This window comes from Actinoplanes sp. NPDC051346 (genome assembly GCF_040682215.1).
GTDB lineage: Bacteria > Actinomycetota > Actinomycetes > Mycobacteriales > Micromonosporaceae > Actinoplanes.
Genome location: NZ_JBFBAJ010000002.1, coordinates 273,673 through 294,853, shown reverse-complemented (window position 1 = coordinate 294,853; position 21,181 = coordinate 273,673). Strand labels below are relative to the sequence as shown.

Annotated in this window: 24 protein-coding genes; 14 read left to right on the top strand and 10 right to left on the bottom strand. The window is 69.7% G+C overall.

The window, feature by feature from the left end:
* The first annotated feature begins 100 nt into the window (after positions 1 to 100).
* On the top strand, positions 101 to 778 hold the full coding sequence (locus AB0M36_RS05765; protein ID WP_364153004.1) for an alpha/beta fold hydrolase: 678 nt from the start codon (positions 101 to 103) through the stop codon (positions 776 to 778).
* On the opposite strand, the gene AB0M36_RS05760 is transcribed toward AB0M36_RS05765, so the two are convergent.
* A complete protein-coding gene (locus AB0M36_RS05760; RefSeq protein WP_364153001.1) occupies positions 765 to 1,043 on the bottom strand; it encodes a GAF domain-containing protein in 279 nt (92 codons plus the stop codon). The two genes, AB0M36_RS05765 and AB0M36_RS05760, sit on opposite strands and share 14 nt — an antisense overlap.
* A gap of 190 nt (positions 1,044 to 1,233) precedes the next feature.
* Between AB0M36_RS05760 and AB0M36_RS05755 the strand changes: the two genes are divergently transcribed.
* The 3 genes from AB0M36_RS05755 (at position 1,234) to AB0M36_RS05745 (ending at position 5,163) form a co-directional block, all read left to right on the top strand.
* Complete coding sequence (locus tag AB0M36_RS05755) at positions 1,234 to 2,856, top strand: glycoside hydrolase domain-containing protein (RefSeq protein WP_364152998.1); 1,623 nt, start codon at positions 1,234 to 1,236, stop codon at positions 2,854 to 2,856.
* 118 nt (positions 2,857 to 2,974) lie between these two features.
* Complete coding sequence (locus AB0M36_RS05750; protein ID WP_364152995.1) at positions 2,975 to 4,279, top strand: choice-of-anchor B family protein; 1,305 nt, start codon at positions 2,975 to 2,977, stop codon at positions 4,277 to 4,279.
* A 74-nt stretch (positions 4,280 to 4,353) separates the two neighbouring features.
* Entirely contained in the window at positions 4,354 to 5,163 is an 810-nt protein-coding gene (locus tag AB0M36_RS05745; RefSeq protein WP_364152992.1) for a hypothetical protein, read from the top strand.
* Positions 5,164 to 5,234: 71 nt separating this feature from the next.
* Here AB0M36_RS05745 and AB0M36_RS05740 read toward each other — a convergent pair whose 3' ends face one another.
* Positions 5,235 to 6,401, bottom strand: a complete 1,167-nt coding sequence (locus AB0M36_RS05740) for a hypothetical protein (RefSeq protein ID WP_364152990.1) — start codon at positions 6,399 to 6,401, stop codon at positions 5,235 to 5,237.
* Positions 6,402 to 6,543: 142 nt separating this feature from the next.
* On the opposite strand from AB0M36_RS05740, the gene AB0M36_RS05735 reads away from it, so the two are divergent.
* The gene (locus AB0M36_RS05735) at positions 6,544 to 6,729 is read left to right on the top strand and encodes a hypothetical protein (RefSeq protein WP_364152988.1); all 186 of its coding nucleotides are present in this window, start codon (positions 6,544 to 6,546) and stop codon (positions 6,727 to 6,729) included.
* 71 nt (positions 6,730 to 6,800) lie between these two features.
* Complete coding sequence (locus tag AB0M36_RS05730) at positions 6,801 to 7,475, top strand: TOPRIM nucleotidyl transferase/hydrolase domain-containing protein (RefSeq protein WP_364152985.1); 675 nt, start codon at positions 6,801 to 6,803, stop codon at positions 7,473 to 7,475.
* A gap of 42 nt (positions 7,476 to 7,517) precedes the next feature.
* Here the strand turns inward: AB0M36_RS05730 and AB0M36_RS05725 are convergent, their stop codons facing one another.
* Positions 7,518 to 8,093 (bottom strand): DUF1062 domain-containing protein, encoded by a 576-nt coding sequence (locus tag AB0M36_RS05725; protein ID WP_364152982.1) that lies wholly within the window; start codon positions 8,091 to 8,093, stop codon positions 7,518 to 7,520.
* A 440-nt stretch (positions 8,094 to 8,533) separates the two neighbouring features.
* Positions 8,534 to 8,875 carry a hypothetical protein gene (locus AB0M36_RS05720; protein ID WP_364152980.1) on the bottom strand — a complete coding sequence of 114 codons (342 nt, stop codon included), beginning with the start codon at positions 8,873 to 8,875 and terminating at the stop codon, positions 8,534 to 8,536.
* Positions 8,876 to 8,936: 61 nt separating this feature from the next.
* Here AB0M36_RS05720 and AB0M36_RS05715 point away from each other — a divergent pair, with 61 nt between their 5' ends.
* The gene (locus AB0M36_RS05715) at positions 8,937 to 9,329 is read left to right on the top strand and encodes a YccF domain-containing protein (RefSeq protein ID WP_364152977.1); all 393 of its coding nucleotides are present in this window, start codon (positions 8,937 to 8,939) and stop codon (positions 9,327 to 9,329) included.
* On the opposite strand, the gene AB0M36_RS05710 is transcribed toward AB0M36_RS05715, so the two are convergent.
* Positions 9,316 to 10,152 carry an alpha/beta fold hydrolase gene (locus AB0M36_RS05710; RefSeq protein WP_364152975.1) on the bottom strand — a complete coding sequence of 279 codons (837 nt, stop codon included), beginning with the start codon at positions 10,150 to 10,152 and terminating at the stop codon, positions 9,316 to 9,318. The two genes, AB0M36_RS05715 and AB0M36_RS05710, sit on opposite strands and share 14 nt — an antisense overlap.
* Before the next feature lie 18 nt (positions 10,153 to 10,170).
* Here AB0M36_RS05710 and AB0M36_RS05705 point away from each other — a divergent pair, with 18 nt between their 5' ends.
* Positions 10,171 to 10,734 carry a TetR/AcrR family transcriptional regulator gene (locus AB0M36_RS05705; protein ID WP_364152972.1) on the top strand — a complete coding sequence of 188 codons (564 nt, stop codon included), beginning with the start codon at positions 10,171 to 10,173 and terminating at the stop codon, positions 10,732 to 10,734.
* Positions 10,735 to 10,750: 16 nt separating this feature from the next.
* Here the strand turns inward: AB0M36_RS05705 and AB0M36_RS05700 are convergent, their stop codons facing one another.
* On the bottom strand, positions 10,751 to 13,189 hold the full coding sequence (locus AB0M36_RS05700; RefSeq protein WP_364152969.1) for a bifunctional diguanylate cyclase/phosphodiesterase: 2,439 nt from the start codon (positions 13,187 to 13,189) through the stop codon (positions 10,751 to 10,753).
* A gap of 485 nt (positions 13,190 to 13,674) precedes the next feature.
* On the opposite strand from AB0M36_RS05700, the gene AB0M36_RS05695 reads away from it, so the two are divergent.
* From AB0M36_RS05695 to AB0M36_RS05685, 3 genes are read left to right on the top strand one after another with little or no spacing between them, the layout of a single operon-like run.
* Positions 13,675 to 14,631: a hypothetical protein gene (locus AB0M36_RS05695; protein WP_364152966.1), complete on the top strand. Its 957-nt coding sequence runs from the start codon at positions 13,675 to 13,677 to the stop codon at positions 14,629 to 14,631.
* Between the two features lie 17 nt (positions 14,632 to 14,648).
* A complete protein-coding gene (locus AB0M36_RS05690) occupies positions 14,649 to 15,299 on the top strand; it encodes a methyltransferase domain-containing protein (RefSeq protein WP_364152964.1) in 651 nt (216 codons plus the stop codon).
* A gap of 4 nt (positions 15,300 to 15,303) precedes the next feature.
* Positions 15,304 to 16,245: a phosphotransferase gene (locus AB0M36_RS05685; protein WP_364152961.1), complete on the top strand. Its 942-nt coding sequence runs from the start codon at positions 15,304 to 15,306 to the stop codon at positions 16,243 to 16,245.
* 15 nt (positions 16,246 to 16,260) lie between these two features.
* Here AB0M36_RS05685 and AB0M36_RS05680 read toward each other — a convergent pair whose 3' ends face one another.
* Positions 16,261 to 16,425 carry a hypothetical protein gene (locus AB0M36_RS05680; RefSeq protein ID WP_364152959.1) on the bottom strand — a complete coding sequence of 55 codons (165 nt, stop codon included), beginning with the start codon at positions 16,423 to 16,425 and terminating at the stop codon, positions 16,261 to 16,263.
* 2 nt (positions 16,426 to 16,427) lie between these two features.
* On the opposite strand from AB0M36_RS05680, the gene AB0M36_RS05675 reads away from it, so the two are divergent.
* Positions 16,428 to 16,736, top strand: a complete 309-nt coding sequence (locus AB0M36_RS05675) for a hypothetical protein (protein ID WP_364152957.1) — start codon at positions 16,428 to 16,430, stop codon at positions 16,734 to 16,736.
* Between the two features lie 62 nt (positions 16,737 to 16,798).
* Here the strand turns inward: AB0M36_RS05675 and AB0M36_RS05670 are convergent, their stop codons facing one another.
* Both AB0M36_RS05670 and AB0M36_RS05665 read right to left on the bottom strand, forming a co-directional pair.
* Complete coding sequence (locus tag AB0M36_RS05670; protein WP_364152954.1) at positions 16,799 to 17,002, bottom strand: cold-shock protein; 204 nt, start codon at positions 17,000 to 17,002, stop codon at positions 16,799 to 16,801.
* 167 nt (positions 17,003 to 17,169) lie between these two features.
* Positions 17,170 to 17,349: an antitoxin gene (locus tag AB0M36_RS05665; RefSeq protein ID WP_364152952.1), complete on the bottom strand. Its 180-nt coding sequence runs from the start codon at positions 17,347 to 17,349 to the stop codon at positions 17,170 to 17,172.
* Between the two features lie 109 nt (positions 17,350 to 17,458).
* Between AB0M36_RS05665 and AB0M36_RS05660 the strand changes: the two genes are divergently transcribed.
* Positions 17,459 to 17,824 carry a hypothetical protein gene (locus AB0M36_RS05660; RefSeq protein WP_364152949.1) on the top strand — a complete coding sequence of 122 codons (366 nt, stop codon included), beginning with the start codon at positions 17,459 to 17,461 and terminating at the stop codon, positions 17,822 to 17,824.
* A gap of 36 nt (positions 17,825 to 17,860) precedes the next feature.
* Here AB0M36_RS05660 and AB0M36_RS05655 read toward each other — a convergent pair whose 3' ends face one another.
* On the bottom strand, positions 17,861 to 19,876 hold the full coding sequence (locus AB0M36_RS05655) for a M6 family metalloprotease domain-containing protein (RefSeq protein WP_364152947.1): 2,016 nt from the start codon (positions 19,874 to 19,876) through the stop codon (positions 17,861 to 17,863).
* A gap of 170 nt (positions 19,877 to 20,046) precedes the next feature.
* Here AB0M36_RS05655 and AB0M36_RS05650 point away from each other — a divergent pair, with 170 nt between their 5' ends.
* Complete coding sequence (locus tag AB0M36_RS05650; protein ID WP_364152944.1) at positions 20,047 to 21,165, top strand: hypothetical protein; 1,119 nt, start codon at positions 20,047 to 20,049, stop codon at positions 21,163 to 21,165.
* The last annotated feature ends 16 nt before the right edge of the window (positions 21,166 to 21,181 follow it).

Genomic DNA, 21,181 nt, shown 5'->3' with positions numbered 1-21,181 from the left:
ATCTTGCCGAGGATCGGGCATCGGACAGCAGTGCCCAGGGGTTCGACGGTGGATCTTGGCCGTGCGAGACTGCGCTTCATGAGAGATCCGCGCCGTCTGTGTGCCGGGCTTCGCCGACAACGCGCGTTCCTGGCAGCCCCTGATCGAGGAGCTCGCGGACGAGACGGTCGCGGTGACGGTCGCGGACCTTCCCGGGTTCGGCGCCTCGCCGGCACACCCACCCCTGTCGATAGAGGGCTGCGGTGACCTGGTCGCGGACCTCGTCCTTCGGGAGTCCGCCGAGCCGGTCACGCTCATCGGGCACTCGCTCGGCTCCGTCATCGCGGTCGAGGCGGCCTACCGGCTCGGCCGGCGGTGCTCCGGCGTGGTGTCGATCGAGGGGAACCTGACGCCCGAGGACGCCTACTTCTCCGGGCGGGCGGCCGACCACCAGGACGCCGTCGAGTTCAAGAACGTCTTCTCCGCGCGGGTTCGCGGCCTCGTCGCCGACGGACACGCACCCTCCAGCTACGCCGAGGCTGTCGACGCCTCGGACGCCGAGAGCATGTGGGTGCTCGGCCGCGACGCCCGGGCCCGGGGAGCCTCGGGCGAGTTCGGCGATCGCTACCGCCACCTGCCGGTGCGGAACCTCTATCTGTGGGCGTCGAGCACGACCCCGCCGGAGACGCGGAATTACCTGCTCGAGCACTCGATCCCGCAGTATCGGCTACCCGTCGAGCATCACTGGCCGTGGAGCGTCGGCGCCGACATCGTCGCGAAAGCCATCAGGAGCTTCTGAACAGCAGCTGATTGCCCTGGCGCGCCAGCACGGTCAAGGTGCGCACGTCGTTGCGGGTGAATCGGCCGGGACGCGGGTCCATCACGCACAGCGTGCCCACCACGCGGCCCTCGACGTCCCGCAGCGGCACCCCGGCGTACGACCGGATGCCGCTCTCGGCGACGGCCAGGCTGTCGAAGTGATACGGGTCGGCATGGGTGTCGTCGACGATGACGGCCGCGTCGTCGCGCACGACCTGGCTGCACGCGGCCCACCCGGTCGGCATGGCCCCCGCCTGAGCGATCCACCCCGACAGCCCCGTCGAGGCCAGCACGTGGACCACGTCGTGAACCGCGCGGCCGAACGGGGGCCGGCAGACCGTTCGGCCAGGCGTCAATCGGCCGAACGAGTCTTGGCGGCGAAAGATCGACCTGGTTGTATCTCCAGGTTCACATCTTGCCGACGTTAGGCCCCCCATGAGCGACGCGCCCACGCCCGGGCGTCACCGGATGCACCCCCACCGGCTTCTGCGATACCGCAAGCGCCTCCTCGGCGTCTTCGTGGTGCTGCTCTCGATCACCCCGCTGGCGTTCTTCCACACCGCGGGCGCGGCCGCCGCACTGCCACCGCAGCCGGGCAACTTCACCGGGTACGGCTTCGATGCCTGTACCGCCCCGTCCAGCGCCACCATGGCGGCGTGGCTGAAGGCGTCGCCGTATCGGGCGGTCGGCATCTACTTCGGCGGCGTCGCCCGTGGCTGCGCCCAGCCCAACCTGACCCCGGCCTGGGTGCGCGAGCAGGTCACCCGCGGCTGGCGACTGATCCCGATCTACGTGGGTCCGCAGGCCAGCTGCACCAAGGTGACCCGGCGACACCTGATCGTGAACGCCACCGCGGCCGCGCAGGGCCGGGACGCCGCGACCGACGCCGCCGTCCAGGCCCGGGCGCTCGGGCTGTCGCCGGACAGCGTGTTGATCTATGACATGGAGGCGTACGACAGCACGAACGCCGCCTGCAAGGCCGGGGTGCTGTCGTTCATGAGCGCGTGGACCGCCCGCCTGCACGATCTCGGCTACCTCTCCGGCTACTACAGCAGCGCCGGATCCGGCATCGCCGACCAGGTCGCCGTCTACGGCAAGGCCGGATACGTACGGCCGGACTACATCGACTTCGCCCGCTGGGACAACAAGGTCACGGTGACCGACAAGGTGATCCCGGCCGGGTACTGGTCACCGGGCCGGCGGATGAAGCAGTACCAGGGCGGCCACGTCGAGACCTGGGGCGGCGTCTCCATCAACATCGACAACGACTACCTGGACTTCCGGGTGCTGCCGGGCGCGAAGCAGGCCGACTGGAACCGCAACGGCTGGTCCGACGTCCTGGCCCGCACCAAGAGCACCGGCAACCTCTTCGCCTACCCGGGCAACGGCACCGTCGTCTACGAAACGTCCCGGACGCACATCGCCAAGGGCTTCGCCGACGTGGACCAGGTCGTCCGGATGGACCTGAACCGCGACGGCTACCCCGACGTCATCGCCCGAAAGAAGTCCGGCGCGGTCTACTTCCACCCCGGTCAGGCCAACGGGAAGCTCGGCACCGCCAAGAAGGTTTTCAAAGACCAGCGCAAACTGCGCGAGTTCACCGCGATCGGCGACGTCAACAAGGACGGCTACCCCGACCTGCTGGCCCAGCAGATCAGCAACGGCAACCTCTACCTCTATCCCGGCGCGAAGGGCGCCAAGTTCGGCGCCCGCAAGGCGCTCGCGTACGGGGACTGGAACGACCGCCGCGAGTTCGCCGGCATGGGCGACTTCGACCGGGACGGCCGTCCCGACCTGCTGGTCAAGGAGACCAAGACCGAGAACCTGTACCTGTACCGCGGCAAGTCCGGCGGCTTCCGGGCCAAGCTGAAGGTCGGCTCCGGCAAGGGTCTGCGCGATCTGCTCGGCGTCGGCGACTTCGACCGGGACGGCTACACCGATCTGATCGCGGTGCAGAGCAGCACCGGGCACCTGCTCCTCTACCCGGGCACCGGCAAGGGCTTCCGCACCGCCGTGCGCGTCTCGACCGGATACAAGGGGCGCTCGCCGCTGTTCTGACCCGCGATCGCACCACCAACACATTGACGGCCGTCACAATGTTTCCTAGCGTTGAGGAACGTGACCGGCGCGTTTCACACCCGCTCGCGCCGGCCCTCCGCGCGAAAGGGCGCTGACCATGCTCCGAGGAGTACGCCGCACGACGCTCGCCATCACCGCGCTCCTCCTACTCGCCGTCGCGGGCGTGCCCGCCACGGCGCACGACCCCGGCACCCCGGAGGGCCGGGCCGAACAGGCGGAGCTGCTCCGCATCTACGAGCCCACCTGGCGCAGCGGCGAACGGCTCGCCGGCGCGCCGATGACCTGCGTCGACGGCAAGGTCGACAAGTACCCGTGCAAGAACGTCGACCTGCTCAGCTTCCTGCCGCAGTCGGAACTGGGCGGCGGCGGCTCGTCGAGCATGTGGTACTGGCTGGACACCAGCGACAGCAACGAGTACGTCCTGTACTGCCGCTCCAACGGGGTGTCCTTCGTCAACGTCACCGACCCGCTCAACCCGAAGTACGTCGGCAACCTGCCGGCCGCCAACGGCACCAACTCCTCCTGGTGTGACATCCGCACGTACCAGAACCACGCCTACATCGGCAAGGATTCGGTCACGCACGGGATCCAGGTCTTCAACCTCACCAGGTTGCGCGGCGTGACCACCACTCAGACGTTCACCCCGGACGCTCACTTCACCGGCCTGACGAACAGTCACACCCTGTGGATCAACCAGAGCACCGGTTTCCTGTACGTCTCCGGCGCGAACACCTGCGGCAAGGGCCTGACCATCTATGACATCAGGACGCCCCTCACCCTCAAGCTGGCGGCGTGCTACGACCGCGAGGTCTACTCGCACGAGTCCATCGTGGTGAACTACGCGGGTCCGGACACCCGGTTCACCGGACGCGAGATCGCGTTCAACTACACCGGCCAGGGCAAGCGGTTCCAGATCCTCGACGTGACCGACAAGTCGAACATCAAGGTCCTGTCCAGCGTCAGCCACCCGGGCGCCAGCTTCATCCACCAGGGCTTCGCCACCAGCGACTACAAGCACATGATCGTCAACGACGAGACGATCAGCACCCGCGGCGGCAGCCCCGACTTCGTCTACAACATCGAACGGCTCGACGCCGCCCGGTACGTGGGCAAGGACGTGTCGACGCGAGGCACCTTCGTCAACCACAACGGCTACACGGTCGGCAACCGCCACTTCCAGGCGTCCTACCGCGGCGGCCTGCGCATCCTCGACACGACCTCCGCCGCCTCCGCCCGGCTGCCCGAGGTCGGCTACTTCGACACCGACCCGGCGTCCAACGCCAAGGGTTACAGCGCCACCTGGATGGTCCTGCCGTACCTGAAGAACGGGGTGGTCGCGGTCCAGAGCATCGGCGTCGGCCTGTACCTCGTGCGGCCCACCGGCGCGGCGGCCGTCCGCTGACCAGTCAGCCCGCTGGCGCGGACCGCCCGGTCCGCGCCAGCACCGACCGACGTCGCCGATGGCTGTCCGCGGCGGTGACGCTCGCCGCGTTCGTCGCCCTCGCCTACCTGGTCGCCGACAGCCGCGGCCCGACCCGGGCGCCGGCCCTCTCACCGGTCACCTACCACAGCGACGGACTCTCCGACGCCTACGACGGTTTCCGCGCCGAGGCGCTGACCCTGCCCACCGGCCGCGGACCGGGCACCGTTTCCCTGCGCATCACCGGACCCGCCGGCCCGGTCACCGACCTCCGCACCGTCCACACCAAACCGATGCACATGTACGTGCTCCGCGACGATCTCTCCGGCTACCAGCACCTGCATCCGGAGGTCGCCGACGGCGTGTGGACCGCACCGGTGACCCTCACCGACGGCGGCGCCTACCGGGTGTACACCGAGTTCGTCCCGTACGACCGTCCCGCGGGCGCCGAACCCACCGTCCTCGGCGTGCCGTTCGTCATCGCCGGCGACACCACCATGGTCCCGGTCCCCGCTCCGCAGCCGCGGGCGCGCTCCGGCCCGTACACCGTGCGCCGCCTCGACGGCACCGCCGACCTGACCTCCGGGACCCAGACGGCGCTGCGCTTCCAGGTGGTCCGCGACGGCCGGCCCGCGGTGCTCGAACCGTACCTCGGCGCGTACGCCCACCTGTCCACCTTCGAGGTCCGCACCCAGGGCCTCAAACACCTGCACCCGTTGCCGGCCAACGCCGCCGGCGACGCGCCGGCCGACGGCGTCCTCGCCTTCCACGCCGCCTTCGCCGAACGCGGCGACAAGCGGATGTTCCTGCAGTTCCGCGCCGGCGGCGCCGTCCATGAGGTGGCCTTCACCGTCTTCACGACCTGACCCCCGGCACGGCGAACGTCGAAGGGGCGGCGCCGGAGTTCCGGCACCGCCCCGCGATCGTCGATCGGGTGCTATCGCCCGACGGGCCCGGACCGGCCGCCACATCCGTAGGAACAAGGCGTGCCGAACTGCGCGAAGTGCGGACGGCTGAGGCCGCCGAGGGCGGTGAACTCCCCGCCCACCGCGATCCTGCCGAGCGTGGGATGCACGTCCATGCTGAGCACTCCCCACTTGCCGTTGCTCTTGGGGTTCCAGTCGAGCAGCTTGCCGTTCTCGCCGTTCAACGCCGCCAGCTTCGGCTGGCTGCGCAGAGTGCTCGGACACCAGGAGGTCGCGGTGCGCGACGGTCCGGGGCACGCGACGGTGAAGTGGCCGCCGGCATACACCGATCCGCCCAGCTGCGTGATCGCCTGCACGTCACCATCCGTGACCGTGCTCCAGATCAGGGTGCCGTCCGGCCGGTACGCGGCCACCCGGCCACCGGGTCCGGCAAGCGCCGCGTACACCTTGTCCGGCGCGACGGTGATCGCCCCGGCGGCATACGGCGTGACGGGACGGAACGTCGTGTCGACCTGTCCGTCGGCGAGCCGGAGGGCGGCGAGGTGCACGGTGCCGCCGGCCCCGTTGACGTGCTTGAACGCGCCCCCGACATACAGCCGGGAACCGGCCACCGTCAGCGCCTTGACCTCCTTGTCGGCGCCGCTGCCGAACGTGGTGTCCAGCGCGCCGCTGGTGAGGTCGAACGCCGCCAGGTTGCGTTGCGCGCGCCCGTCCACGGCGCTGATCGCTCCACCCAGGAACAGCCGTCCGCCGCCCGCGGCGAGCGCGTGCCCCTCGCCCTTGATCGTGTGCTTCAGGGTGCCGACCGCGCCGGTCCGCAGATTGATGTCCGCCAGGCCGCCGCGCGCCTGGTCACCCACCGTCGTGAACTTGCCGGTGATGTAGAGCGACTGCCCGAACGCCGTCAGCCCCCAGACGGTGCCGTTCGTCGTCGGCGCCCAGGGCAACAGCTTGCCGGTACGGGCGTCCAGGGCAGCCAGCCGCTTCCGTGGCACCGACCGCCCGTCGACGATGGCGTTACGGAAACTGCCGCCCACGAACACCGTGGACCCGGCGTACGCGGTGGCGTACACCAGGCCGTCGAAACCGACCGTGCTGGTCGGCTTGGCGGACACCAGCGGAGCGGCCGCGACGGCGGCGGTGGGCGTTCCCGACGCGACAATCACGCCGGCGAGCAACAGTCCAAGGTGACGCCGCCGCGGGGCGGGGCGCGCAATCGAAGCTAAACGCATAAGCCCGAGAATAAAATGCCGAAGAATCACGAATTTCGAGAAACAGGAAATGTACGCCCTAAAGTGCGACCAGCTCGCGGGGATATGGATGACGGCGTCGCTAATGGAGGGTCAGCGCCCGGGCTCTACGACCACCTCACCGGACCCCAAGACCCTGATGCGGTCCGCCACGGCCGAGGGCGCCGGCGCGCACCGCCACTCCGGCGCCCAGCGCCTGGCGATGGGCCGCATCTACGACTGGCTCGACGACGCCCCGCGGCCGGTCCGCGGTTAACCACTTGTCGTCCGCCAACTCCCCCATCGATGATGGCGACCACGGCCGAGGGACACGACGGGAGGGTGGTCATGGACGGCAGCCGCCGCCGCGAGCTCGCCCGCGAGGCACTGGCCGGTTACGCGAGTGGCCCGGACGCTCCGCTGGAGGCGACCGCCCGGGCCCTCGCGAAGGCCGACACCGCCGAGACCGTGGTGCTCGTCGAGGGCATCAGCGACCAGATCGCGGTCGAGACGGCCGCGGCGAGCCGAGGCCGCGACCTCGCGGCGGAACACGCCGTGATCGTGCCGATCGGCGGTGCGCACGCGATCGGCCGGTTCCTGTCCACCATGGATCCCCCGCACAGCCGGGTACGCCTCGCCGGCCTGTGCGACCTCCGAGAGGCGCAGGTGTTCCGGCGCGGACTGACCACCGCCGGCGTCGGCTCACCGCGTACGGACGCCGATCTGGAACAGCTCGGCTTCTCCGTCTGCGTCGACGACCTGGAGGACGAGCTGATCCGCGCCGTCGGCACCGTACGCGTCGAGACGCTGTTCGACTCCCAGGGTGACCTCGGGTCGTTCCGTTCCTTGCAGAGCCAGCCCGCCTGGCGAGGCCGGGAACCGGCCGCGCAGCTGCGGCGGTTCCTGGGCAGCGGTTCGCGCCGCAAACTGCGCTATGCCCGGCTGCTGGTCGAAGCGGCGGCCGAGCAGGACGTCCTGCCCCGGCCGCTCGAGATGCTGCTCACCGCGATCCGCCCGAGCTAGCCGCGGGGCTGGCGGCCTCGGCCGCCAGCCCCGCGGGCATCCCTATCGGCGCAAGGTGAAGCTGAAGTCGCTGGACGACTTCCCGGTGAGACGGCGCGTCGAGGAAAGGGCGCCGTCGGCGACGAGCCTTCGCACCTTGGCTCGGGACACGTCCATCCCCACCGACAGCAGTCTCGTCAGCCCGATCGGGATCCGCTGCGCGAAGCGGACCGAGGTGTGGATCTCCTCGGCTGCCGAGACGTCGATGGTCATCCTCTGAAGAGTCCACGCGCCGTCCCAGTCGAGCGAGACGCCGTTTCGACGCAACAATCCCGGATCCGCCAGCAGGGTCGCCGCGAGTTCGGGGTCGTTGTCGTGGAACCGGGTCAGGGTCGACGGATTGATGGAGCGGACGTGGGCTCGTTCGAGGACCGTCAGCTTGACGGTCTTCCCGCATCCGACGCACAGCGCCAGGAGCCAGACGTCGAGGAGTTGGTGGTTTGCGTTGACCCGGAACTTTCCGTGTGCGCGATACCGCGCCGACGGACAGTTCAGGCAGCGGCGACGGATGAGCGGCAGGCCCGTGGGGCACACCACCCACTGGGTCGCGAGTCGTCGTGCTGTTGCGTTGTTGGTCACGGTCGATACCGATCTGCTGCGACATTCCGTGCGGAGACGACGCTCCGCGGAGGGAGTCCGCGCATGACGCGGGAGCGAGTGGCGGGCCGTGTGTCACGACGGCGCGCCGCACTCGCTTGGTCATGCGGGACATCAGTGCTCGAGAGAGCAGGGCCCAGCACCGGCAGCACGACGCAGGCAGCCTCCGATGAGGCCACCGTCGGAACTCATGGCGTGCTTACTCGGCGCGGTGGATGTCTCAGCTGATGTACAACGGCCTGTCCTCGTTCGGCGCCCGGAGCGCGTGCGTCTCGGTCGCGCCGCCCCACGCGAAGGATGCGTCGTGGCAGGAGACCGCTGCGATCCGGCGACGCTAACAGCGCCCCGCCAGATGCTCCACCGGTTATCGGTGGCACCATCCCTACAGCATCCTAGGAGGCTGGATTGGTTGGTGGGACCGTCTATGGCCGGTTGTCGGGCCGCGGTCGGTGCAGGCGGGCCAGCCGCTCCCCCGAGGCTTCCGCGCCGGCGGCGTCGAGGTCCGGACGGCGCCGGCGGTACACCAGATAAAGCACCCCGATGAACGCCAGGCCGAGCACGGACAGGAGCCCCAGAATGATGATGGCTCCCCAGGCCGCGGCTTCCAGGAACGCGTGCCTGCTCTGCACGATCGTCGAGAACACGATGAGGTGGACGACGCCGAGCAGCCCGGCCATCCCCAGGCCCCCGACGCAGTGCAGCGCGGACCTCTTGAACTGGCCCCTGATGTGCGCGGTGTGATCCGCCAGATAGATCCGGGCCATCCGACCAGTGTGCCACCGCGGACGCCGCGAGAGGCTGGCGTGCCCCGGTCATGCTGAACGGGTGCGCTTCCTCCTGAACGTCCTGTGGTTCATCTTCGGCAGCGGCTTCGTGCTCGCCCTCGGCTACGGCCTGGCCGCCCTGATCTGCTTCGCGTTGATCGTCACGATCCCGTTCGGCATCGCGTCGCTACGCCTGGCGGTCTACTCGCTGTGGCCGTTCGGCCGCACGATCGTCAGCCGCCCCGACGCGGGCGTGGCATCCGGCGTCGCCAACGTGCTGTGGGTCGTCGTCGCGGGCTGGTGGCTCGCCCTGGCGCACATCGTCGCCGGGATCGCCCAGTGCGTGACGATCATCGGAATCCCCTTCGGCATCGCCAACTTCAAGCTCGTCCCGGCCGCGTTCTGGCCTCTCGGGCGCGAGGTCGTCGACCTGGAGCCGGTCAGAGTCGCTTGAGAAACGTTCGCAGCACAGCCTCGAACTCCGCCGGATTCTCGACATGCGGGCTGTGGCCGGCATCGAAGACGGACAGCGTCAGGTCGGCGACGCGCTCCAGCGCCGGGCGGCTCGCCGCCAACGGTACGACCCGATCGTGGCGTGCCCAGGCGGCCAGCACCGGGCAGCGCACCTGTCCGGCCAGGTCCCGTATGTCGAGGTCCGCGAAGCCCCGCCAGGCCGCGGCGAGGACGGGGGCGGAGTCGTAGCCCGCGGCGACGATCGCGGACCGGTGCGTCGCCGCCGCCGGGTTGCGCAGCAGCTGCCGGTAGTACGCCGCGAACGCCCACCGGTACCACCGGCGACGGCGCTGTCCCGCGCGGAACAGGGCGACGAACGCGTGGATGGCGAGCCGTTCGCGCGGGCCGATCGGCGCCAGGCCCGCGCCGTCGATCAGGACCAGGCCCGTGACACGGTCCGGGTGCAGGGCCGCCAACCGCAGTGCGGCAGCGCCTCCGATCGAGTTGCCCAGCACGGCGGCCCGCGCGACGCCGAGCGTGTCGAGCAGGCCGAGGGCCAGGTCGGCATACCGGGTGGCCGTCGGCGGTTCCCGGTCCGGGCCGGAGTTGCCCTGGCCGGGCCAGTCCGGCGCGACGATCCGCCACTGCCCGGCGAGAGCCGCGCGCAGCCCCGCGAAATCGCGTGCCCCGTGCCCGATCGCGTGCAGGCACAGCAGGACCGGGCGGTCGTCGCGGCCGGTGGCCTCGGGAGCGCTGTCGTCGTACGCCAGCGTGATGCCACGGACGTGGGCCTCGCGATCCGTGGCTCCCAGTGCGAATGCCATGGTGATAGAAATATCACCATGGCAGGCTCACCCACAACCCGCGACCGCCTCATCGCCGCCGCCGCCGAGACCTTCAATCGCGACACCTACCACGGCACGGACACGAACCGGCTGGCCCGCGCGGCCGGGTTCGCACCCGCGACCTTCTACAAGCACTTCCCGGACAAGCGCGCCGCGTTCCTCGCCGTCTACCGGGAGTGGGTCGACGCCGAGTGGAACGCACTGGAGGACACGCTGAAGGAGGCGGTCGGCGATCCGCGCGCGATCGTGGACGTGGTGGTGGACCACCACGTCCGCTGGGCCGGACTCCGGGCCAGCCTGCGGGTCCTGGTGCCGGTGGACGAACAGGTCCGGGAATTCGCCCGGCGGCAACGCCGCAGGCAACTCGACTGGCTGGCGCGGCTGCGCGGTCGCCGCGTCCCCGTGTCTGGACGTCACCACGAACCCCGCGACCTCGCGCTTCTCCTGACGTTCGAGCGGGTGGCCGACGCCATCGCCGACGGAGAAGCGGCCGCGCTCGGCGTGAACCCGGACGACCTCCGCACGCAGCTCGCGACCACGGTCAGACAGTGGTTCGCCTGACCGACCCGGGCCAGGCTCAGGCGGCCACGACGACCGGCGCGGCCAGGATCCCCTCCAGGTCGCGGGCGGGCATGGGGCGATAGAAGTGGTACCCCTGCACCACCGGGCAGTTCAGCTCGCGCAGCATATCCGCCTGGGCGGCGGTCTCCACGCCCTCGGCCACCGTGGTCAGCCGCAGGCTCGCGCCGAGGTCCACGATGGCCCGGGTCAGCGTCAGGTCGTCGGAGCGGAAGCCCGCGTCGCCACGGTCCTGCGGGATGAACGCCCGGTCGATCTTCAGGATGTCGACCGGCAGCTGGCGCAGGTAGGACAGGGACGAGTAGCCGGTGCCGAAGTCGTCGATGGCGACCCGGACCCCCCACTCGCGGATCCGGACCAGCCGGGCGATCACCTCGTCCGCCTCGGCCATCGTGGTGGCGACCAGGTCGGTCTCGGTGATCTCGAGGGTGAGCGCCCGCGGCGGCAGGCCGGTGTCGCGCAGCACCCGCCACACGGTGTCGGGGAATCCGGGGTCGCGCAGCTGCGGGCCGGCCACGTTGACCGACACCGTGGTGCCGTGCCGCTCGTGCCACGCCCGCGCCTCGGTGCAGGCCCGGCGCAGCACCCAGTCCCCGATGGCGCCGATGAGGCCGCTCTGCTCGGCGACCGGGATGAACGCGTTCGGCGGCACCGGCCGCTGACCCGGCGGGTTCCAGCGCAGCAGCGCCTCCACCCCACGGATGGCCCCGGTCGCCAGGTCCACCAGCGGCTGGTAGTGCAGCTCGAACTCGTCGTCCTTGAGGGCGCGACGGAGCCCCGCCACGGTCTGGGCATAGTCTTCCCGCTCGCTGCGCAGCCGGTCGGTGAAGACCGCGACCTGGTTCTTGCCGGCGGACTTCGCGGCGTACAGCGCCAGGTCGACGTCGCGGAACGCGTCCGCGACGGTGGCCGGTGACCGCACCGTGTGCAGGCCGATGCTGGTGGTCAGCGACAGCTCCACCCCGCCGACCGTGAACGGCTGGCGGATCGCCTCCAACACGGCGGTCGCGACCGTGACCGTACGCTCCGGATCCGTCTCCTCCAGCAGGATGGCGAACTCGTCGCCGCCCAGCCGGGCCAACGTGTCGCCCTCCGGCACCAGGGCGCCCAGCCGCACCGCGATCGCGATCAGCAGCTCGTCGCCGACCGGGTGGCCGAGCGTGTCGTTGACGTCCTTGAAGCCGTCCAGGTCCAGCAGCAGCAAGCCGTGCGCGCCGGCCCGTCGGGTCAGGGCGTGCCCCAGCCGTTCCTGCAACAGCAGTCGGTTGGCCAGATCGGTGAGCGGGTCGTGCAGGGTCTGGTGGCTCAGCCGCTCCTGCAACGCGCGCTGCTCCTCCAGAGATTTGGTGAGGGTGCACGCCTGGGCCGCCAGATCCGCGGCGCGCGCCGTGGCGGTCCGGGCGAACTGCTGTTGCCGGACCACGAGCAGCACCGACATCACGGCGGTAGCGGTCAACGGGACCAGGACGTCGGCCGGCTCCGCGTTGCCGGCGACGAGCTCGTCGAGCAGGGAGACCGCCGTGACCGCCGGTCCCAGCAGGGCGAGCAGGATCTGCACGCCCGGCTGCAGCCCGAAGCCGAGCCGCAGCCGCAGTGGGCCCGCCTCGGTCGGACGGCCGATCGACGGATGCGTGGTCGCCGCGCCGGCGAAAACCAGCCCGAGCAGCCAGCCGGCGGTGGACACCGGGTTGTGCGCGACCTCGCCGACGACCACTCCGGTCGTGTGGGCGAAGTGCACCATGTCGGCGATGATCAGCGCGGCCACCATGACGGCTGCCAGCATGTGCGCCATCGGGGGTGTGCTCGCGGTGAACAGCAGCCGCGCGCTGACCGCCACCACCGCGAGGTCGAAGAGGGGGAACGCCATCGCTGTGACCAGGCGGGCGCCGCTCAGCGGGTAACCGTCCAGGAAGCTGTCGATCACCAGGGTCCACATCAGCACGGCGAGCCCGCTGGTCACGATGGCGGCGTCGACCCATCCGGTACGGCGGGTACGACGCCCGCCCATCGTCCAGAGCGAGGCGACCAGCAGCGGGTAGGCGCTGAGATAGATCACGTCGCCGAACGAACCGAACGGGATCCGCTGGCCGGTGACGGAGAACTCCACGGTCCAGTACACGTTGCCGAGCGTGGCTACGGAGACGGCGGCGACCAGGAGCCACCAGGGGTGGGCCAGCGCCGGGCGGTGCAGCCTGATGCCGACGGCGGCCGCGGCGACGGCGGCGAGCCCGACGATGCCGTACATCGCCTGCGTGGCCGCCCACGGCAGGAACGGGCCGACCAGGATCGCGACGGCGCCTAGGCCGCTGACGTATCGCCAGGCGTACCGGCGCAGCCGCCGCAGCCGTGACGACACGGCGCTCGCCTGCCGCGCTATCGGCGACGGCCCGGCCGCACTGGTCGACACCATGCCGTCAGCCCCCTCAGTCAGGTCCACCCCTCATGGGTACGCGGCGACGGTTAGCGATTCGGTGCGAGCCGGCGCCCGGAAGGTAGCGATCCGCACCCGAAGCGCACCCGCGCCGGCGTCACGCGAACCGCAAGGCCCGGCCCGCTGCCCGGCCCGCCGCCCGGGCCCCTGCCCGGCCCGCCGCTCGGTCTCCTGCCCGACCTGCCGCCCGGCCCCTGCCCGGCCTGCCGCCCGGCCCCTGCCCGGCCCGCCGCCTGGGCCCCTGCCCGGCCCGCCGGTCGGTCCTCCGGTCGGTCCTCCGCCCGGTCCTCGGTCGGTCCTCCGGTCGGATGTGGGGACCACGACGATCGGCCGTGCCGGACCGGGCGGATCGGTCACCGCTCGCCGGCAGCGGCGGTCAACCCGTGCCTGCCAGGCTGATCTACCGTGCGTTAAGTCCGGATATGTTGGGATTCCCCTCGCTATCTCCCCCGGAGTGATGCATGTTTCGTCCGTCTCGGTCCGCTCTCCTGATGACCACCGTGGCGCTGGCCGCCGGCCTCGTCGCGACTCCCGGAGCCGCGCACGCCGCCGACACGACCACCACGCTGTCAGCGACCGAGATGGCAGCGGCGCTCAAGACCGTGGCCACCACGACCACCGCGGCGGCCGAGGACGGCTGGAAGGCCACCATGTCCTACTACCGAGGCTCGGAGACGGTCACTCTCTCGTACGTCGTCGATCCCCACCGGGGAGTCGCCGTCGACCACGCGGATTTCGGCACGCTCGCCTTCACCGAATACGCCGTCGACGGCAAGGGCAGGTACACCTCCATCGCCTCCTCCAAGAACTTCCGGGCCGCGGTGAGGATGATGGGGCGGCCCGCGGTCAAGTACAGGTTCCGGTCCGAGCCGGGACTGAAGATGGACGACTTCGTCGACGCGACCGGCCCGGCACCCGCCAAGGTGCTGACCGACGAGGACATCCGCACGGGCACCAAGACCCTGCACGACAACGGATCCGCCGACTTCGCGTACACCAACGATGACGGCGTTCGTTTCGTCATGCAGGTCGATCCGGCGGGGACACTGACCGACGTCCAGGTCAACGACGACGGTCTCGAGGCGACGCTGAGGTACGGCTACGGCGAGCAGCAGGTGGCGCTGCCGGCGGCAGCGGCGACGATCAGTGACACGACGTTGTCCCACGGTGTGGCCTACCTGGCCATGGCCTCCACCGTGAAGACGGTCGCTTCGGAGGCCGCGGCGCAGACGCGCGTGGTGGCACAGGGGCGCACGGTGAAGGTGGCGGCCCTGCGTAAGACCGTCCGCACCTGGGCGACCCTGCTCAACCAGCGGGACGGCCTGAAGATCGTCAAGGTCAAGGACATCAGTCGCGGCGCACGGGTATACGCCACGAACCCGTGGACCCACAAGACCGTCTCGTACACGGTCAAGGCCTCCGGCCGTAAGGTCGTCGTCAAGGGCTGAGCCGCTAGGGTTCGCCGATGGACGCCAAGACCGAAGAGCTCAGGGCCGCGCACGATGGGCTCGCGGATTTCTACGTCGACCTCCTGGCCGACGATCTGGAGAACACGCCCATCGAGCGAGCGGTGCTCACCCTGTTCTGCGAGCTCACCGCCGCCGCCGGCCTGGGCGGCACCGTCGGAGACGTCGGTTGCGGCACGGGGAGGCTCGCTCCCTACCTGGCAGCGCGGGGGCTGGACCCGCACGGGATCGACCTCTCACCCGAAATGGTCCGCGTGGCGCGGCGTAACTACCCGAACTTCGCGTTCGACGTCGCCGACCTGCGGGACCTGCCCTTCGGGGACGCCTCCCTGGCCGGCGCGGTCTGCTGGTACTCGCTGCTTTTCCTCGCGCCTCCCGACAGGGCGACCGCTTTCGGGGAACTGGCCCGCGTCGTCAAGCCCGGGGGCTATCTGGTGACCGCGTTCAAGGCCGGAGACGGCAACCTCCAGCGCCGGGGCCGCCGCGTCGGCCTCGGTGTCGAATTCGACGCCTACTGGCTGTCCCCGGGGGAGATGGAACGCCGGGCCACCGAGGCCGGATTCGAGACGGTGTTCTGGGGCGGCCGGCCCGCCGAGGAGCAGGGGGCGACCCCGCAGGGATACCTGCTGGCGCGAAGAACGTTTGACTGAGCGGATGCGGACCGAGGAGTTCCACGCCATCGCGGCGGCGCTGGGCAGCAGGGTGGTGACGACATCCGTGCTGGCGGGTGGCTTCTCCCACGAGACGTGCCTACTCACGCTTGTCGACGGTCAGGTCGTCGTCCGGTTCGGAGGAGGAGATCCGGCCATTGAGGCCGGGGTCATGGCCGCCGCACGCCGGCACGTGCCCGTTCCGGACGTGGTGGCGATCATCCCCGGCGGGGACGATCGGTTGCGGCCCGCCATGGTCATCGAGCATGTAGACGGCACTGTTCTGAGCGACGCGCTTGTCACCGGTCGGCTCGAGCGGGCGCAAGCCGGTGAGCTGGGAGCGGAGGTGGGGCGATCCGTCGCGGGGATCGCCGCCGTCGCGTTCGACCGCCGAGGCTTCTTCACCGACGGGAACCTGACCGTCAAGGAGGAGCAACCATGGTCGCGGCAACTGGTCGAGGTCGCCGAGAGTTGCATGGCCGCGGTTCCCCCGGGGCGGCTCGGGGCCGAAACCCGTCGGGCTTGGGTGAAGTTGTGCTCGGATCACGCCCGGGTTCTGGAAGGCGTCGATGGTCACACCCGACTGGTGCATGCCGACATCAACCCGAAGAACATCCTGGTTTCCCGTACGGGCGGCGGGTGGCGGGTGGCCGCGGTGCTCGACTGGGAGTTCAGCTACTCCGGTTGCCCGTACGGCGACGCGGCGAACATGGCTCGATTCGGCGCTGACTATCCCGCCGGCTTTCTGGACGGCTTCCGTGCCGGATTCGCTGAGCGGAGCCCCGCCGATCTGCCCTTGGTCGAGAACTGGTCCTATGTGGGACGGATTCTGGACATGTTCGCGCTGAGCGACCTGGTGACTCGTCCCGTCGGGCATGCTCCTGCCGAGCAGGCGGCCGAACAGGTTCGTCGGTGGATCAGGCAGGGCGTGCCCGACAGCGACTGATCGTCGGTCGGCTGCTCACTGTCCGCGTTTCGCCGCGGCGGGGACCGACGGGACGGCGAACGGCTGGCGGAGACGTCGCAACGCGTCGGCTCCACCGTCGGCAACCGGGCGTCGCGCGTAGACGGCCTCGACGCCGGGCGGCGCGATGAACAACGTGGCGTGGTCATAGTTCAGTGTCATTAATGATCCTCATGGTGGTGGATGGAGTCCGTTCGCCGGATGCAGGTTTTCCGCTGTCTGGCTGTACCGTTCACCGCGTGATGATTCAACGGCACTGGTGGAACGGCGGCAGGTCGACGCGTTTTCGCCGCGATGTGTACATCCGCAGCGACGGCCAGCGCTGGGATGTGCTGGCGCAGATCGGCGGGCCGGCCGGGCGGTCCCGGGTGCACGAATGCCCCAGTGGCAGCTCCGCGCTCATCGTCGCGAACGCGTGGCGTGGCTCGGACAGCTCGTGGCAGGAAGTAGTGGCTTCGACGCAGCCGAGTTAGTGGCTGGGTCGACGAAGACGAACCCCCGCGGCACACCGAACCGGCATGCCGCGGCGGATGACCTAGAGGGGACGGATGTTCGCCGCCTGAGGTCCCTTCGGACCCTGGGTGATGTCGAACTCGACCCGCTGGTTCTCGTCCAGGCTGCGGAACCCGCTCGCCTCGATGGCCGAGAAGTGGGCGAACACGTCCGGTCCGCCCCCGTCCTGGGCGATGAAACCGAAACCCTTGTCACCGTTGAACCACTTCACTGTGCCAGATGTCATTTTTTTCTCCTGTGGGGCTGTGTCGGGACGGAAAAAACCAAAAGCGCCTGATGGGTTTGGAAACCCATCAGGCGCTGGCAACGTCTACGGAAATCAAAACTGTAATGTGTTCAGCGTAGCACGTTCCTCGGCATTTCACAGGCTATGACCTGATCGATGAGCGGGCGCTACTGCTGAGTGTCGCCGGCGCCCGTGCGGCGCTGTGCCTCGTCGACGCCCTTGTCGATGTGTGACGAGTACTTGTCGCCGGTGCGTTGGTCGATCTGCTCTCCGGCCTTCTCAATACCCTGGTCGACCTGCTCGTCGTGCTTGTCGGCGAATTCCTTGGCCTTGTCCAGGAAACCCATCACGTACTCCTTAGCTCGGATGCAGCCATCGCGATACCCGCTGCATCGTCCGCCAAACAGCGGGAGCCTGCCACCACACTTCGCTCCAGGAGCTTGCGCCTTACTGCAGATGCTCGCCGCCGGTCAGGTCAGCCCCGAAGAGGCCGACGGTCTGATCGCCGCGCTGGACAAGCAGCCCGCCGCACCGGCTCCGCGTGCCGCCGAGGCCACCCACAGCCCGCGCTATCTGCGCATCTTCGTGGAGGACCACGAGACCGACGGCGAGGCGGCGACGAAGGTCAACATCCGCGTGCCGTTCCAACTGCTGCGCGCCGGCGTCAAGGAGAAGATCAACGAGGCGCTGCGCAAGAACGGCGTGCCCATCGACGTCACCCAGCTCAAGCCCGAGGACCTCGACGACCTGGTGGGCCAGCTGGGCGACCTCACCATCGACGTGGAGGAGAAGGACGCCAAGGTGAGGATCTTCGCCGAGTGACCGCTCCAGGGCCGACGCGGGAGATCACCGGGGTGGTCACCGCACCCGGCAGGTGTTCGAGGCGGTCGCGGCCGGATCGCTCTCCGAGGTGACGGTGACCGCCACCTTGGCCCCTCCTCGGGTGTCCGCGCCGCGCTTGACATAGACCTCCACCGGCTTGGTGCTTCCCGCCGCCACGTCGGTGACCGTACGCGGCAGCCAGACCGTCCATCCCTCGTCCGCCCGCGCGGAGATTCGGTAGACATCGATGCTGCCGGTGTTGCGCATCGGAAGCCGACAGCGCGCCCAGCCGGAGGCCGCCACGACGCCGGCTCCCGGGGAGAGCGCCACACCGCGGGCGTGCGGGCCGGAGCCGTCGAGGGATCGCACCGCGACCGTGTAGGAGAGCACGCCGGCGGAATCCCGTTGCCGCTCGAGGACGTAGAAGTGCAGCCGGTTGGCCGTGTCGACGTACTCATAGCGGCTGCCCGAGTCGGTGCCGGCGTGGAACAGGGCATCGGAGAGCTGCCGATAGTCACCGATGGTCATCTTCTGCGGCGTACCGTCGGGCGCCACGAAGTCGACCTTGTCGATGTCCTGCGGATTGGCGTCGATCGTCCAGATGTACGGCGCCGCGTCCGCGTTCTTGGTCTTGGCGAGCAGCACTCCCGCGTCCGGAGTGAAGGAGTCGAAGCCCATCCGGTCGACGACCTCGAGGGTGTAGTTGTCGTACCGGCCGCCGTCGCAGTACGGATCGGTGGCGGTGTCGCAGGCGGGGGCGTGGTCTCCGCCGTCGAGCGTGACGGTGATCCCGGCGAGTCCGCCGGCGTCGGGATCGACCGCGCGCGCCGTCACGCGGGGCACCACGACCCCGGAGGTGGCGAGCCCGGCCCGGGAGAGTCGCAGCACCGCGGCGTTGTCGACGATGCCGAGCTTCAGCTTGTTGCGCAGCATGTGCTGGGCACCCATGGACGACCCGGCCGTGCCGGGAATGAGCCACCGGCTGTGCGGCCCGCCGGGCCCGTTGAACGTGCCGCGGCTGAGCATCTCCCAGGGGCCGCTGTAGTCGCGGCGGGCGGGCACCGAATACGGGTTGTTGTAGTTGTCGGCGACTCCGAGGATGTGGCTGAACTCGTGTGCGTAGGTGGACATGCCGGAGCTCTCGGCCTGCACCGAACTGCCGCTGGTGGCGTTGGGCCAGATGTTGGCCGAGGCCTGCCAGGAGGTCCATTCGACATACCGGGTCGCGTTCCAGTTGGGAAGGCCGTCGTCGGGCGGGCCGAACGCCTCGGTGACCTGCTCCTTGCCGGCGAACTTCATCGGGCCGAACTCCTGCCAGGTGGACGACTCGTCCTGGCCGGCGGCGAGGAAGAAGACGAAGTCGTATTGGGCGGCGGTCTCCTCGCCGACGTCGGCGATCCAGGCGGCCCGGGCATCGGCGCGGAGGTCGCGGCCACAGGTGTCGCCCGCCGGGCAGCCGAGGCCCCGCTGCATGGAGTTCTCGATGCCGTACTCATGGCTGCTCTGTGGCATTTGATAGACGCCGAAGCCGCCGAGCTCGATGCCGTAGCGCCCGCCGGAATCCTCCATCCAGTACTCATGGATGGTGTGTCCCCGGTTGAGCGGGCCCGGACGGTTGAGAAAGTCGCGGTAGAACGCCGGCACGTCGGCGCGCGCCAGGTCATGCACGGTGAAGGGGTTGCCGTAGATGCTCGAGTTCGCCGGCCGCGTCACGACGAAGGGCTGATTGGCGAAGTCGACGAGCACGAGCGCGCCCCGGAAGTTGCGCACCGAGCCCGGCACGGCGGGATCCGACCACGTCGTCCCCGGCACCGGCGTGTAGTCCTCCCACGTCATCGTGTCCGGCAGCTCATAGTTCTGCGGATCGATCGGGCGCGGCGCACCCGCCGCGCGGACCGTCGCCGCCGGTTGCGCCAGCTGCCACGGTTGGGTCCGCGGCCAGTGCCGCATCCGCCAGGGAGTCTCGGAGCTCGCACCGGCCGGAGGCTCGGCCTGGGCCGGGGCCGCCGCCACACCGGTCAGCACCAGCAGCACGGCCGAAACGGCCGGCATCACACGCCATCTCAGGGTCATCTCACGCCACCAGTCACCGACTCATCCTGACAGTTGCAATGAAGTTCATCAATCTCTTGCCCGAGCGGCCGTCCGGCACCTGACAGGAACCTCACATTGTTTCCCTAGGCTCGACCGTCGTCCCGTTGTCGATCTCCGAAGGACCGCCCATGGCTCGTAGCCGACGCGTACGTATCGCCGTCGCCGCCCTCTCGTTGACCGCCGTCGCGGCAAGCAGCCTGCTGATGAACAGGTTCCTGACAGCGGACGCGACAACCGCCAAACCGCCCGTCGGTAAGCCGGCCGCCGTGGCGGTCGCCGAGTACAACCTGGGTGACAAGGCGTTCACCGACAAGCCGACCTGGCCGGGCTATTCGGAGATGAGGGCGGTCGTCCACTATCCCCGGCAGCTCCCGGCGGGCAAGCTTCCCCTGATCATGATGCTGCACGGGCAGAACTCGCCCTGTGACACGCCCGACGACGGCCCCTCGGACTGGCCGTGCCCCCCGGGAACGAAGCCACTGGCCAGCTATCGCGGATACGACTATCTCGGTGACGCGCTGGCCCGGGACGGCTTTGTGGTCGTCTCGCTCAGCGCGAACGGCATCAACCATTTCATGGGTGTCGCCGAACAACGCGCGAAGCTCATCAACAAGCACCTCGGCATGTGGCAGAAACTGGCCGCCACCGGCGCCGGTCCCCTGGCCGGGAAGTTCACCGACGCGACCACCGGCAAGAAGGCCGATGTCGACTTCCGCGGTCACGTCGACATGACCCGGGTCGGCCTGCTCGGGCATTCGGTCGGCGCCCAGGCCGTCATGTACGCGGCCGGAGACGACAACCGAGGCGCGATTCCCGCCGGTGTCCAGCTCCGCGGCGTGGTGACCCTCGCTTCCGCCGGCGGCCGGAGCCCCGACGACGAATCCCGCGTCACGAAGACCTCGTTCGCGGTCGTCTCCTCCGAATGCTGGCGAGAGGGTGACCGGGAATTCTTCGACAACGCCCGGGGTAAGACCAGGCAACCGACATTTTTCGTACGGGTCGCGCGCGCCAACCACAATTTCTTCAACAGCGTGTGGACCACGGCCCAGGGCTCGGTCAACGGTGACGACACGTCGTGCCCGGAGAAACCGAACCGGCCGACCGCCGAGCGGCAGCGGAATTTCGCGGTCACGTATGTGACGGCGTACTACCGGCTGGCCCTCAAGGGCGACAAGGGTGGCATGCCCGTCCTCACCGGCGCCCGCCCGACCCCCGGCATCGACATCAAGGTCGACAAACTGCCGTGAGAGCCGCGAGCCCACC

Bases quoted from the DNA above. Each gene is read 5' to 3' on its own strand.
- AB0M36_RS05760 (WP_364153001.1), bottom strand. From the start codon at position 1,043: ATGCCGACCGGGTGGGCCGCGTGCAGCCAGGTCGTGCGCGACGACGCG.
- AB0M36_RS05755 (WP_364152998.1), top strand. From the start codon at position 1,234: ATGAGCGACGCGCCCACGCCCGGGCGTCACCGGATGCACCCCCACCGG.
- AB0M36_RS05750 (WP_364152995.1), top strand. From the start codon at position 2,975: ATGCTCCGAGGAGTACGCCGCACGACGCTCGCCATCACCGCGCTCCTC.
- AB0M36_RS05735 (WP_364152988.1), top strand. From the start codon at position 6,544: ATGACGGCGTCGCTAATGGAGGGTCAGCGCCCGGGCTCTACGACCACC.
- AB0M36_RS05730 (WP_364152985.1), top strand. From the start codon at position 6,801: ATGGACGGCAGCCGCCGCCGCGAGCTCGCCCGCGAGGCACTGGCCGGT.
- AB0M36_RS05720 (WP_364152980.1), bottom strand. From the start codon at position 8,875: ATGGCCCGGATCTATCTGGCGGATCACACCGCGCACATCAGGGGCCAG.
- AB0M36_RS05710 (WP_364152975.1), bottom strand. From the start codon at position 10,152: ATGGCATTCGCACTGGGAGCCACGGATCGCGAGGCCCACGTCCGTGGC.
- AB0M36_RS05705 (WP_364152972.1), top strand. From the start codon at position 10,171: ATGGCAGGCTCACCCACAACCCGCGACCGCCTCATCGCCGCCGCCGCC.
- AB0M36_RS05695 (WP_364152966.1), top strand. From the start codon at position 13,675: ATGACCACCGTGGCGCTGGCCGCCGGCCTCGTCGCGACTCCCGGAGCC.
- AB0M36_RS05690 (WP_364152964.1), top strand. From the start codon at position 14,649: ATGGACGCCAAGACCGAAGAGCTCAGGGCCGCGCACGATGGGCTCGCG.
- AB0M36_RS05685 (WP_364152961.1), top strand. From the start codon at position 15,304: ATGCGGACCGAGGAGTTCCACGCCATCGCGGCGGCGCTGGGCAGCAGG.
- AB0M36_RS05680 (WP_364152959.1), bottom strand. From the start codon at position 16,425: ATGACACTGAACTATGACCACGCCACGTTGTTCATCGCGCCGCCCGGC.
- AB0M36_RS05675 (WP_364152957.1), top strand. From the start codon at position 16,428: ATGATCCTCATGGTGGTGGATGGAGTCCGTTCGCCGGATGCAGGTTTT.
- AB0M36_RS05670 (WP_364152954.1), bottom strand. From the start codon at position 17,002: ATGACATCTGGCACAGTGAAGTGGTTCAACGGTGACAAGGGTTTCGGT.
- AB0M36_RS05665 (WP_364152952.1), bottom strand. From the start codon at position 17,349: ATGGGTTTCCTGGACAAGGCCAAGGAATTCGCCGACAAGCACGACGAG.
- AB0M36_RS05660 (WP_364152949.1), top strand. From the start codon at position 17,459: ATGCTCGCCGCCGGTCAGGTCAGCCCCGAAGAGGCCGACGGTCTGATC.
- AB0M36_RS05655 (WP_364152947.1), bottom strand. From the start codon at position 19,876: ATGCCGGCCGTTTCGGCCGTGCTGCTGGTGCTGACCGGTGTGGCGGCG.
- AB0M36_RS05650 (WP_364152944.1), top strand. From the start codon at position 20,047: ATGGCTCGTAGCCGACGCGTACGTATCGCCGTCGCCGCCCTCTCGTTG.